Genomic DNA, 12,809 nt, shown 5'->3' with positions numbered 1-12,809 from the left:
CCGGTGCGCTGTGGCTGCTCTCCATGCTGGCCACGCTGCCGGCGCGGGCGGGCGACAAGCAGCTGGTGATCCTGGACGATGACCTGGATGGCTTTGCCCCGGCCCAGGTGATGGCGCTGCAAGCGCCGGACGTGCAGGTGTTGGGCCTGACCACCGTCAGCGGCAACGTCTGGGCCAACGAGGCCACCGCCCATGCCCGGCGCATGCTGGAAATCACCGGCCATCCCGAGGTGCCGGCGGTGCAGGGGGCGATCAATCCGCTGGTCAACACCGAGACCGAGACCGAGCGCTGGGAAGCGCTGTACGGCAAGCTGGTGTGGAAGGGCGCGTGGATGAAGCACTGGGTCGAGCCGAACTTCCAGGGCGACCCCGCCTACCACGGCCCGGAGGTGGTTCCGGACCTGAAGCTGGGCAATCCGAGCGTGGTCAAGGCCGCCGCCGAACCTGCGGCGATGTTCCTGCTGCGCATGGTCCACGCCCATCCCGGTCAGGTCACGATCATCGCCACCGGGCCGCTGACCAATCTGGCCCTGGCCCAGCGCCTGGACCCGCAGTTCGCCTCGCTGGCCAAGCAGCTGGTGTACATGGGCGGCTCGCTGGAGCCACGGCAGGCGCGTGACAGCGCGGCGGCCAGGCAGTTCGCGCGCGAATTCGTCAACACGCCGCGGCGCGAGTTCAACATCCGCTTCGACCCGGAGGCGGCCAGCATCGTGATGCGCGCGCCGTGGAAGAAGATCGTGATGGTGCCGGTCGATCCGTCCACCGCCACCGAAGTCACGCCCGACCTGCTGGCGCGCATGCGCGATGCAAAGACGCCGATCGCCAAGGCCCTGGCGAGCCGCGCCACCGGCTTCCCATTGTGGGACGAGCTGGCCGTGGCGGTGTGGCTGGACCCATCGCTGATCACCGAATCCGAGCAGCTGATGGTCGACACCAACATCGACCACGGCCCCGGCTATGGCGACATCCTGTCCTGGAGCCCGCCCTACGCGCCGGGCCTGGGCGAGCAGCGCGAGACGGTGGTGCGCCAGATCGACGTGCCGCGCTTCGAGGCCTTGATGACGCGCCTGCTCACCCGGCCGCAGCCGCCGGCGGTGGGAGCAGCGGTGCCGTGAGTCTTGTCCTCTCCTCTCTGGGCACGCCCGTGTCCACCCTTCGCTTTGCAGGAATTCCGATGTCGTGGTCGATGTTCCGCCGTGGCCTGGCCATGGCTGTCCTGGCGTTGGTCGCACCGCTGCTCCAGGCCGCCGAGCCGCCGGTGCCGGCGCAGGTCCAACCCAGCGCCCGCATCCCGGTGAAGATGGTGGTGGTCGCCAACTTCGAGAACGGCCAGGACACCGGCGACAAGCCCGGCGAGTACCAGTTCTGGGTCGAGCGCGAGCATCTGGACCAGACCATCGCCGTGCGCGGCGCCGAGCATCCGATCCGGCGCAACGCCGATGGCCTGTACGGGCTGATGCTCGGGGACATGGACGCGTTCGTGATCGACCCGCGCTTCGATCTCACCCATACCTACTGGCTGTTCACCGGCATCTCCGGTGGCGACCCGAACCTGGTCTCGGTTGGCAGCGCGGCGTGGGCACGCTGGGTGGTCAATGGCGACCAGTTGCGCGAGTTCGACGACCGCCAGATTCCCAAGAACTGGCCGTATGGCCTGTTCGCCATCGGTGCGATGAAGCCCAACGCCCTGCCCACCGACCCCAACGGGTTTGGCAGCGTGGAAACCCCCGAGCAGCTGGGCATGGCCTATACGCTCAACCCCGCGCTGGTGCAGTGGGCCTATGCCCTGACCCGCGACGTGAAGATCCCCGACACCGCCGCGCTGGCTGCGCGGCGCAAGGCCTGGGTGGGCTTCCCCAACGCGCAGCGGCCGCCGCGCGTGATCCTGGGCGAGACCCTGGGTTCCAAGCGCTACTGGCATGGCTCCATGCGCAACCAGTGGGCGCAGGACTGGGTGAAGCTGTGGACCGGCGGCAAGGGGCGCTTTGCCATGACCAACATGGAAAGCCAGAACGCCGCGCAGCGGATCAAGCGCTACGGCCAGATGGGCCTGGTCGATCCCCAGCGTGTCCTGGTGCTGCGCACCGCAAGCAACCCCTCGATGCCACCGCCGGGCCAGGATCCGCTGGCGACCATCGGCGATGAGACGCCCGGCCAGGTCGCCGCCTACGAAGCCAACTACCGCGTGGGCGTGCCGGTGGTGCACCAGCTCCTGCGGCACTGGGACCAGTACCGCGACGTCCTGCCCGGCGCGGCCACGCAGGCGAAGTAAAGCAGGAGTTTTCAGCAGTTCTGGCCCAGGGAATGGCCCACAGGGCGCACCGCATGAAGTCACCGGACGCAGCGCCGGTGCGACAGGCGGGAGGCCGACATTTCCATCGCTCCAACCCTTCCCCACACAGGCAATCCCCACATGAACAAAGGCATCCTGACCCTCGCCGTGACGGCCGCGCTGTATGCGACCGCCGGTGTCGCCTTCGCCCAGGAAGCGACGGGCGACGAGAGCGCCCAGCGCTCCAGCGTCACCACCACCTCCAACACCACCAACTCCAATGCCACCCAGCGCGCGCGCCAGCTGGACACGGTGAAGGTCTCCGGCACCACGCTGTCGCTGGGTGGCGGCAACATGCAGATCCAGGACGCGCCCAAGGCGGTGTCCACCATCGGCCGCGAAGCCATCCTCAAGACCGCGCCGGGCGCCAACTTCACTCAGATGCTGACCAGCATCCCGGGCGCGGTCTCGGCCACCAACGACGTGACCGGCCTGAACGACGGTAACTTCACCGTGCGTGGCTTCCCGGCCGACGAAGTCGGTGTGACCGTCAACGGCGTGCCGATCAACGACTCGGGCAACTACAAGATGTACGCCACCGAGTACGGCGACACCGAGAACATGGGCGACATCACCGTCGAGCAGGGCTACCCCAGCGTGACCTCGCCGGTGATCGGCGCGGCCGGCGGCAACATCGCCTGGGTCACCGTCGATCCGACCCACGATGCCGGCCTGGACTTCAGCCAGAGCTTCGGCAGCAACAACTACAAGCGCACCTTCCTGCGCTACAACACCGGCGACACCGGCCCGGTGCGTTCGTGGATCTCCTACTCCAACAACCAGACCGACCTGTGGCGCGGTGCCGGTCAGTCCAAGGTCACCAAGATCGACGCCAAGTCGGTGTGGACCATGGACGACGGCGATTCGATCACCGGCTCGGTGCAGTACAACCGCGAGGTCAAGAACAACTACCGCAACCTGACCAAGGCGCAGATCGCCGCCAACGGTTACCACTACGGCTACACCGAGTCCTACGAGTCGGCCAATGCGGGCGACTGGGTGGGCACCGAGGTCAATCCGTTCCGCAGCTGGATCGCCAGCCTGGACGGGGAATTCACCCTCAACGACAGCCTGCATCTGTCGGTCGTACCGTACATGGTCTATGGCTACGGCGGTGGCAGCTACGGCTTCGCCAACACCTACGTGTTCTTCACCTCCGACACCTACCGCCCGGGCATCCACGTCAAGTTCAAGCAGGACTTCGGCATGAACGACAGCCTGGAGTTCGGCTTCCTGGCCGAGCGCCCGCGTCAGCAGGGCTCCAACGTCTATCTGCCGGCCGACGATCAGGGCAATCCGGCTGACATCTGGGGCCACGACAGCCAGTACTACTCGCACAACGCCAACGGCACCCCGCGGGTGGCGTATCGCTTCTACTCGACGACCCCGACCTATCGCGTGTTCGCGACCAATACCTGGACGCCCAACGACCAGTGGACCATCACCGCCGGCGGCGCCTACACCTGGGTCAAGCGTGAAGGCTGGTATTCGACCTGGCCGGGTGCGGACAACGGCATCAGCCTGACCTCGCCCGCGTCCAGCACGCTCTATGCGTCCGGCTCGCACACCTACAAGAAGTTCACCCCGTCGGTGGGCGTGAAGTTCCAGGCCAACGAGCAGAACCAGTTCTTCGCCGGCGTCGGCCAGGCCTATCGCGCCCCGATCAATACCTCGGCGCTGTATGACTTCTGGAACGCCGCCTATGCCAACGCCATCGGCGGCCAGCCCTCGCTCAGCGATGCCGAGCCGGAGCAGTCGCTGACCGCCGACATCGGCTGGCGCTTCTACGGTGACAGCCTGAGCGCGGTGGTCGACCTGTATGCGACCAACTTCGACCACAAGCAGTTCAGCGGCTCGGACCCGGTGACCCGTGCGCCGGTGTACTACCAGCTGGGCAGCACCCAGATGCGCGGCGTCAACACCGAGCTGAGCTACAAGTTCGACGACAACTGGTCGGTGTACGCGTCCTATGCGTACAACAAGAACGAGATGAAGAGCGACGTCACCCTGGGCACCACGACCTATGCCACCGACGGCAAGACCATGGTCAACGCCCCCAAGAACGTCGGCTACGCCTCGGTCAACTTCACCGATGCGGCCTTCTGGGCCAGCCTGAGCGTCAACGCGCAGAGCAAGATCTGGGGCACGTTCCTCAACTACGACGGGTCCGATGCCGGTGGCTTCGCGGTGGTCAACCTCAACGGCGGTTACAACTTCCAGGACTTCGGTGGCCTGCACAAGCCGTACGTGAAGGTGAACCTGTACAACCTGGGCGACCGCAAGGCGCTGACCTATTCGTCGACGACCTCGCTGAGCACCAGCGCGGCGGCGGCCTCCTGGCAGCTGCTGCAGGACCGCACGGTCATGGTGACCTTCGGCGGTTCGTTCGACCTGTAAGACCGTTGTCCCGCACGGCCCGGCGTGGCGGCTTCGATCGCCGCCCGGACCCTGCACCGCCACGGCCCGGTGTCTCCGGGACGTGGCGCGCCTTTCTCGTCGATGCCTGCCGTCCATCGCGTCCGCGCGTCCCGGGCGACAGGCATCGCTTTATCCAAGTTCGACGTCACCGGAGCGTGCGCATGTCCCGTCCCACCCAGCTCATCTGCCTGCTGGCCCTGTTCGCCGCGGCGATCATGCCGGCCCGCGCGGCGCCGCTGGCGCCCAAGGTCATGGTGATCACCATGTTCGGGCCGGAAGCGGCCCCCTGGCGCGAGGCGGAAAGCTTCACCCGGCATGTCGAGGTCGTCGGGCTGTCGCCGCGCTACCCGCAGGTCGATTGCACGGACGCCGGCCTGTGCCTGGTCACCACCGACATGGGCAAGGCCAACGCGGCCAGCACGCTTACGGCCCTGGTGGTCTCGCCGGACTTCGACCTGCGCCAGACCTACTTCCTGATCGCGGGCATCGGCGGCGTCGATCCGGACGATGCCACGCTGGGTTCGGCCCTGTGGGCGCGCTATGCGATCGACGGTGGCCTGGTGCACCTGGTCGATCCGCGCCAGCAGCCCGCCGGCTGGTCCTCCAACGTCCTGATGCTGGGGGCCAACGCACCGGGGCAGAAGAGCACCTGGAGGACTGACAACGAATTGTTCCAGCTCGACGAAGCGCTGCTGCAGAAGGCCTATGCGCTCAGCGCCCAGGTCCCGCTGGAGGACAGCGATGTGGCCAAGGCCTACCGCCAGCGCTATCCGCAAACCGCCGCGCACAGTTCACCGGGGGTTGGCATCTGCGACACGCTGACCGGCGACACCTATTGGCATGGCAGCCTCATCGCGCAGGCCTTGCAGGCTTACGTGCAGCTGACTACCGAGGGCAAGGGCAACTACTGCACCACGCAGATGGAGGACAATGCCACGCTGACCGCGCTCAAGCGGGGTGCCGAGGCCGGCAAGCTGCGGTTCGACCGCATCGCGCTGCTGCGCACGGCCTCCAACTTCGACCGCGAGGCGCCCGGGCAGGAGGTCGGGGCATCGTTGTCAGCCAAATCGGGTGGCTTCCTGCCAGCTACCCACAATGCCTACCGTGTTGGGCACGCGCTGGTCGCCGACATCCTCGCGCGCTGGGATGTCTGGGCGCGGGGCGTGCCGAAGGAGTGATTCCCTGATGCGCCCGTTGCGTCCCATCCTGTTGTCCTGTTTCACCCTGGCGTTGTTGACCCCGTTGGCCGATGCCTGGGCACAGGCCCGGTTGAGTCAGCGCCCGCTGATCGTGGCCCATCGCGGCCGGGCTTCGGCCGACCAGCCCGAGAACAGCCTGGCCCAGATGCAGCAGGTCGCCGGCCTCAAGGTCGCCGTGGAGATGGACCTGGCCAGCAGCCGCGATGGCGTGCTCTACCTGCTGCACGACGACACCCTGGACCGCACCACCGATGGTCACGGGCCGATCGGTGCGCAGGACAGCACCGCCCTGGACGCGCTGCACCTCAAGGACGGCAAGGGTCAGGTGACCGCGCAGTCGCTGCCTCGTCTGACCCAGGTGCTGGACTGGGCCGCCGGTGTCCCGGACGTGCTCCTGATGCTGGACCTCAAGGGCACGCCGGTGTCCAAGGTCGCCCCGTTGCTGCAGGCGCGCCAGCTCGCTGGCCGCACGATCCTGCTGACCTTCGATCGGCCCCATGCGATCGAGGCCTTGCGTCATGCCAACGGTGCCATGGTCTCGGTCCTGGTCAACACCGGCTCGGACATCGCCTACTACCAGCGCATCGCCGCGGGCCGTCCCCTGGCGATGTATGTCCCGCAGGGGGCCAAGTCCTCGCGCTATGCCGACGCGCATGACGCCGGGGCGGTGGTCATCAGCGATGTGAACCAGGACGCCCTGACCGGCACCGACATCCTCGCCGATCAGGTCGCCAAGGACGGTTGCCGGGCCTACCTGGACTATGTGGGCAAGTACCACATCGATGCGCTGGTGACCAATCGTCCGACCTGCGCGGCCGAGCCGCTCAAGTAGCGGGTGTCCTCCAGTACGACAGCAGACGGGCCGCGCGATGCGGCCCGTCTGCGTTTGGGAAGCGTTGCCGTGGACTACGGCAGGCCGGCCAGCCAGTCGTCGTCGCTGCCATCGTTGACGTCGGCGAACAGCGGCGTTGAGAAGTAGCGCTCGCCGGTGTCGGGCAGCATGGCCAGCACCACCGAGCCGTCCACCGCCTTTTCGGCGATGTCCAGCGCGCTGGCCAGGGTCGCCCCGGAGGAGATCCCGACAAAGATGCCTTCCTCGGCCGCCAACCGGCGCGAGGTCTCGATCGCGCGCGCATCGTCCACGGTCACCAGTTCGTCGTAGACGTCCCGGTTGAGCACCTCGGGGATGAAGTCCGGGGTCCAGCCCTGGATCTTGTGCGGCTTCCATTCGTCGCCCTTGAGCAGGGCGGCACCGGCCGGCTCGGTGGCGATGATCTTGGTTTCCGGACGCGCGGCCTTGAGCACTTCGCCCACCCCGGTCAGGGTGCCGCCGGTGCCCCAGCCGCTGACGAAGAAGTCCAGCCGCTGGCCGGCGAAGTCGCGCAGGATTTCCGGCGCGGTGGTGTTGCGGTGATAGGCCGGGTTGGCCGGGTTGGTGAACTGGCTGGCCAGGAACCAGCCGTGCTTGTCAGCCAGTTCCTTGGCCTTCTTGACCATGCCACTCCCGCGCTCGGCGGCCGGGGTCAGGATGACCTTGGCGCCGTAGGCGCGCATCAGCTTGCGGCGCTCCACCGAGAAGGTCTCGGTCATGGTGGCCACGAACTTGTAGCCGCGCGCGGCGCAGACCATCGCCAGGGCCACGCCGGTGTTGCCCGAGGTCGCCTCGACCACCGTGTCGCCAGGCTTGATCAGGCCCTTGGCCTCGGCGTCCAGGATGATCGCCAGGGCCAGGCGATCCTTGACCGAGCCGCCCGGATTGAAGGACTCGACCTTGACGTAGACGGTCTTGCCCGCTGGTGCCAGGCGCTTGAGCTTGACCACCGGGGTGCGGCCGATGGTGTCCAGGATGTTGTCGTAGATGGCCATGCGAAACGGTCTCCGTTGCGAAGCGTGGAATCAGGCGGCGCGCGACAGGGAAGGCGCGTCAACGTTGGACGGGGCGCTGGGGGCTGACAACGGCGCGGCGCCGTACCAGTGCAGGGTGTGGGCCAGCGCGGCAACTTCACCGAGGATCAGCAGCGCCGGCGAATGCACGTCGAACGCACGTGCGGTGTCGGGCAGGTCGGCCAGGGTCCCGGTGACCACCCGCTGCTCACGGCGCGAGCCGTTTTCCACCAGCGCGAACGGGGTGGTCGCGGCGCGGCCGTGGGCGATGAGCTGGTCGCGGAAGGTCGCCAGCCCGGCCACGCCCATGTATACGGCCAGGGTCTGGCGCTCCTGGGCCAGCGCCTGCCAGTCCAGGGTGTCCATCGAGTCCTTGCAGTGGGCGGTGACCAGGCGCACGGCTTGGGCATGGTCGCGATGGGTGAGCGGAATACCGGCGTAAGCCGCGCAGGCCAATGCCGCGGTAATGCCGGGCACCACTTCGAATGGCACTCCGTGCGCCTTGAGCGCCTGCAGCTCCTCGCCGCCGCGGCCGAACACGAACGGATCACCGCCCTTGAGCCGTACCACGCGCTTGCCGGCACGGGCGTGCTCGAGCATCAGGGCGTGGATGTCCTCCTGGCGGGTGCTGTGGCCTCGGGCCGACTTGCCGACCTCGATGCGGGTGGCGTCGCGACGCGCCATCGCCAGGACATCGGCACTGACCAGGCGGTCGTGCAGGATCACGTCGGCTTCGTTCATCGCGCGCAGGGCATTGAGGGTGAGCAGGCCGGCATCGCCGGGGCCGGCGCCCACCAGGGTCACGGTGCCGACGGCGGGCGCGGCGGCGGCGCTGACCAGGGCCTGGTCGAACGCGGCCAGGGCGGCGGCGTCCTGGCGCTGGCGCAGCAGGCGCGGCACCGCGCCGGCCAGCAACTGCTCGAAGAAGCGCCGGCGCGCGCCCATCTCCGGGAAGCGTGCGCGGATGCGCGTGCGCTGGCGGCCGAGCAGCGAGACCAAGGCGCCCCACGAGTCGTCCAGCAGGGTTTCCAGATGGCGGCGGATGTGGCGCGCCACCATCGGCGCATGGCCGCCGCTGGAGATGGCGATCTGCAGGTCGCCGCGTTCGACGAGGGCGGGGACCTGGAAGCTGGACAGCTCGGCGTCGTCGACCACGTTGGCCAGCAGGCGGCGGGCCTCGGCTTCGGCGGCCACGGCGCGATTGACGGTCCCATCGTCGGTGGCGGCGATCACCAGCCACACCGCGTCCAGCCAGTCCGGGGTGAAGTCGCCGCGCTGCCAGGCGATGCGGCCTTCGGCAGCCCACTGCGCCAGGCGTGGGGTGAGCGCGGGCGCGCCGACGCGGGGCAGGGCGCCGGCATGCAGCAGGGCCTCGATCTTGCGTTCGGCCACCGCACCTCCGCCCACCACGCGTACGGCGCGGCCACGCAGGTCGGCGAACAGGGGAAACAGGGCAGCGCTCACGGGCAGGGCGTCGGGTGGTCCGGGGGCACGACGCTACGCGCGGCCCATGGCCATCGGAAATGACTTGCCGCTGCGTTCAGATAACCCTACGTTATAAGCGCGCACGGCTTGAGCACGTAGAGTCGGCATCCCCTTCCCACCCGCGCCGGCGGACGCGCGAGCCTTCCCGATGACCCTGACCCAGCTGCGCTACCTGGTCGCCATCGCCGATGCGGAGTTCAACATCACCGTGGCGGCCGCGCGCGTGCACGCCACCCAGCCCGGGCTGTCCAAGCAGCTCAAGCAACTGGAGGACGAGCTGGGCTTCCTGCTGTTCGTGCGCAAGGGGCGCAGCCTGGAGTCGGTGACCCCGGCCGGCGAGGAAGTCATCCAGCGCGCGCGCCTGGTCCTGGCCGAAGCCAACAACATCCGCACCTACGCGGCCAACCAGCGCCGCGAGAGCCAGGGCCAGCTGGTCCTGGCCACCACCCATACCCAGTCGCGCTTCGTCCTGCCCCACGCGGTGGCGCAGATCAAGCGCGCCTATCCGCAGGTCAGCGTGCACCTGCAGCAGGCGGCCGAGTCCGATGCCCTGGACCTGCTGGGGCGCGGCGACGCCGACATGGCGGTGATCAGCACCTCCGGCGACGTACCGCCGGCCGGGCTGGCCGTTCCGCTGTACCGCTGGCGGCGGTTGGTGGTGGTGCCGCGCGGCCACGCGCTGGATCGCAAGGGCGCGCCCGCGCCGGACCTGGCGACCCTGGCCGCGCAGCCGCTGATCAGCTACGAATCCTCCACCCGGCCCGGCTCGTCCCTGCAGCGGGCCTTCGCCGAGGCCGGGCTGGAACCGGACATCGCCCTGACCGCGCTGGACGCGGACCTGATCAAGACCTACGTGCGCACCGGCATGGGCGTGGGCCTGCTGGCGGAGATGGCGGTCAGCATCGGCGATACCGACCTGCGCGCGTGGCCAGCGCCCAGGGAGATCAGCGAGTGCATCGCCTGGGCCGTGCTGCCGCGCGAACGCGTCCTGCGCGACTACGCGCTGGACCTGGTCAACGTGCTCGCCCCGCAGATCGACAAGCGCGACCTGCGCCAGGTGATGGACGGCAATCGGGAGCCTGACTGGCCGCTGCCGCCAACCTGGGAATCGCTCACCCAGACCATCACCAGCTGACCGGTCCCGCCCGGGGGCATCTCGTGTGGAGGGTGATCGGTCTGGTCAACCCCAGTCTGCGCGTCCTCCAAGGAGGAACACGCGGACTTGAAGCGGCCGTCGATCCTGGACTACGGCGTCCAGACCATTTGAGGCGGGCCTACGGCGAACGCGCTGGTGGCGTCCTGTGCGGGTAAGGCGGGTCCGGCCCCCACCGGCGATCATCGCCGGGTCGTGTGGCCGCAAGCGGTGCTGGCGCCGGCACGTCGCGCGGCGCCGGTGAATGCTCACTGCCGCTGGCGCACTGGCGTCAGCAGGTCGATGGGAGCGCGACGTGCTTGCCCAGAGCAGACGCCGGTGCCTCGCTGTCCGTCTCGCTTCCCACCAGGGCGTACAGGCGCGAAGACTGCTGCTGCAGGTCGCCGGCCGAGGCGGCGATGGCCTGAACCACCGTCGACTCCTGCTGGCTGCGGTCGTTGATGGCCTGCAGCTCCTGACGGGCCTGCACGACTCCCTCCAGTTGCTGGCGGCTGGAGCTGGCGATGCCAGCGACTGACTGGCTGACCTCCAGCACCGCTGACAACGCTTGTTGCATCACCGCGCCAGCCTCGCCGGCCAGGCGTTCGCCGTCGTGGACGCGGGCGGTGGCGTCCTCGATCAGCGTGCGGATTTCCCGAGCCGAAGCGGTGCAGCGCATCGCCAGGTTGCGCACTTCGCTGGCCACGACGGCAAAGCCCCGTCCCATCTCGCCTGCACGCGCGGCCTCGACCGCGGCATTGAGCGCCAGGATGTTGGTCTGGAAGGCGATGCCGTCGATGACCTGGATGATGTCGGTGATCCGGTCGTTGGCGGCGCGGATCTGTCCGCTGCCGGTGACCACGCCTGCGATCACCTCGGCGCCCTGCCGCGCCACCGCAGCCGAGCGCTCGGCGCCGTCGCGGGCGGCATCGGCATTGTGGGCGTTGTCGCGCACCGTCTCGGCCAGGGCATTGATCGAGGCCACGGTGCGCTGCACCGAGGCGGACTGCGCCTGGATACGCGTGGACAGATCGCGGTTGCTGTCGGCGATATGCCGCGCGCTGGCGTCGACCCGGGCGGCCACGGCGCCGGCCTGCTCGACCAGCGTGGTCATGCGCGCGCTATCGTTCACCTGGGCGGTGATGTCGCTGGCGTACTTGACCACCTTGTAAGGACGCCCGGCGCCGTCCAGCACCGGATTATAGGAGGCTTGAATCCATACCGGCCGCCCATCCTTGCGCAGGCGCTGATATCGGCCGGCGTCCAGTGCACCGCTCCCCAGCTTGGCCCAGAACCGCCGATAGTCTTCGCTGGCGCGGGTGGCGGGGTCCACGAACATGCCGTGATGCTGGCCGCGCACCTCCTCCAGGCGATAACCCAACAGGTCCAGAAAGTTGGCATTGGCATGGAGGATGTTGCCCCGCAGATCGAATTCGATCACCGCCATGGCCTTGTCGATGGCCGCGATGCGACTTTCGCAGTCGGCGGCCCGGGTCACCTGGTCGGTGATGTCGGTGGCGTACTTGATCACCTTGTAGGGCCGCCCGTCCGCATCGAGGATGGGATTGTAGGAGGCGCGCAGCCAGACCTCCCGGCCGTGCCGGTCGATGCGTCGATAGCGGCCGGCATCCAGTTCGCCCCGGCTGAGCTTTTCCCAAAACCTCTGATAGGCCGGGTCCTTGCGCTCGGCCGGATCGACGAACAGACGATGGTGCTTGCCCAGGATCTCCTCGCGCGTGTAGCCCATGGCCTTGAGGAAGTTTTCGTTGGCCTCCAGCACGTGCCCGTTCAGGTCGAACTCGATCACCGCCATGGCCTTGTCGATCGCAGTGATGCGGCTTTCCATCTCGGCAGCGCGGCGCATCGCGTCGGTAATGTCGTTGGCGTACTTGATCACCTTGTAGGGACGCCCGGCGGCGTCGAGCACCGGATTGTAGGAGGCTCTGATCCATACCTCGCGCCCGTCCTTGCCCAGACGCTTATAGCGCCCGCTGTCGAACGCACCACTGCCCAGGCGCTGCCAGAACTGGCGGTAGTCCTCGCTATCGGCCTGGCCCGGAGCCACGAACAGGCGATGGTGCCGACCGATGATCTCCTCGCGCTGATAACCCATCACCTGCAGGAAGTTGTCGTTGGCAGCCCGAATGGTGCCGTCCAGATCGAATTCGATCACGGCCATGACCCGATCCACGGCGGCCAGTTGCGCGCGCTGATCGCCGCGCGGCCGCAAGCGCAGCCAGTTGCGCCAGAAGGAGGCGGGGGGCGGAGAGATGCGGGACATGGTGAACTGCCTTGAAGAGGAAAGAAGCCGACCGCGATTGCGCCCTTCCGCGAGCACCCCGGCGGCAACGCCGGGCAC

9 protein-coding genes are annotated in these 12,809 nt (G+C 68.3%); 6 read left to right on the top strand and 3 right to left on the bottom strand.

The features are described 5' to 3' along the window. Positions 1–23: 23 nt before the first annotated feature. The 5 genes from PJ250_RS03355 to PJ250_RS03335 all read left to right on the top strand — a co-directional run bounded on the left by PJ250_RS03355 (position 24) and on the right by PJ250_RS03335 (position 6,781). Complete coding sequence (locus PJ250_RS03355) at positions 24–1,115, top strand: nucleoside hydrolase (protein ID WP_271648511.1); 1,092 nt, start codon at positions 24–26, stop codon at positions 1,113–1,115. A gap of 59 nt (positions 1,116–1,174) precedes the next feature. Then, a complete protein-coding gene (locus tag PJ250_RS03350) occupies positions 1,175–2,272 on the top strand; it encodes a purine-nucleoside phosphorylase (RefSeq protein ID WP_271647137.1) in 1,098 nt (365 codons plus the stop codon). 141 nt (positions 2,273–2,413) lie between these two features. Then, a complete protein-coding gene (locus PJ250_RS03345; protein ID WP_271647136.1) occupies positions 2,414–4,729 on the top strand; it encodes a TonB-dependent receptor in 2,316 nt (771 codons plus the stop codon). 182 nt (positions 4,730–4,911) lie between these two features. Next, entirely contained in the window at positions 4,912–5,928 is a 1,017-nt protein-coding gene (locus PJ250_RS03340) for a purine-nucleoside phosphorylase (RefSeq protein WP_271647135.1), read from the top strand. Between the two features lie 7 nt (positions 5,929–5,935). Continuing rightward, on the top strand, positions 5,936–6,781 hold the full coding sequence (locus tag PJ250_RS03335; RefSeq protein WP_271647134.1) for a glycerophosphodiester phosphodiesterase family protein: 846 nt from the start codon (positions 5,936–5,938) through the stop codon (positions 6,779–6,781). 74 nt (positions 6,782–6,855) lie between these two features. Here PJ250_RS03335 and cysK read toward each other — a convergent pair whose 3' ends face one another. Then, complete coding sequence (cysK, locus tag PJ250_RS03330) at positions 6,856–7,815, bottom strand: cysteine synthase A (RefSeq protein WP_271647133.1); 960 nt, start codon at positions 7,813–7,815, stop codon at positions 6,856–6,858. 30 nt (positions 7,816–7,845) lie between these two features. Then, positions 7,846–9,297, bottom strand: a complete 1,452-nt coding sequence (cysG, locus tag PJ250_RS03325; RefSeq protein ID WP_271647132.1) for a siroheme synthase CysG — start codon at positions 9,295–9,297, stop codon at positions 7,846–7,848. 169 nt (positions 9,298–9,466) lie between these two features. On the opposite strand from cysG, the gene PJ250_RS03320 reads away from it, so the two are divergent. Then, complete coding sequence (locus PJ250_RS03320) at positions 9,467–10,453, top strand: LysR family transcriptional regulator (RefSeq protein WP_271647131.1); 987 nt, start codon at positions 9,467–9,469, stop codon at positions 10,451–10,453. Positions 10,454–10,742: 289 nt separating this feature from the next. On the opposite strand, the gene PJ250_RS03315 is transcribed toward PJ250_RS03320, so the two are convergent. Further along, on the bottom strand, positions 10,743–12,731 hold the full coding sequence (locus PJ250_RS03315; protein WP_271647130.1) for a methyl-accepting chemotaxis protein: 1,989 nt from the start codon (positions 12,729–12,731) through the stop codon (positions 10,743–10,745). Between the last annotated feature and the right edge of the window lie 78 nt (positions 12,732–12,809).

The organism is Pseudoxanthomonas sp. JBR18 (assembly GCF_028198165.1).
Lineage (GTDB): Bacteria > Pseudomonadota > Gammaproteobacteria > Xanthomonadales > Xanthomonadaceae > Pseudoxanthomonas_A.
This window is presented reverse-complemented; position numbering and strand designations above follow the sequence as displayed.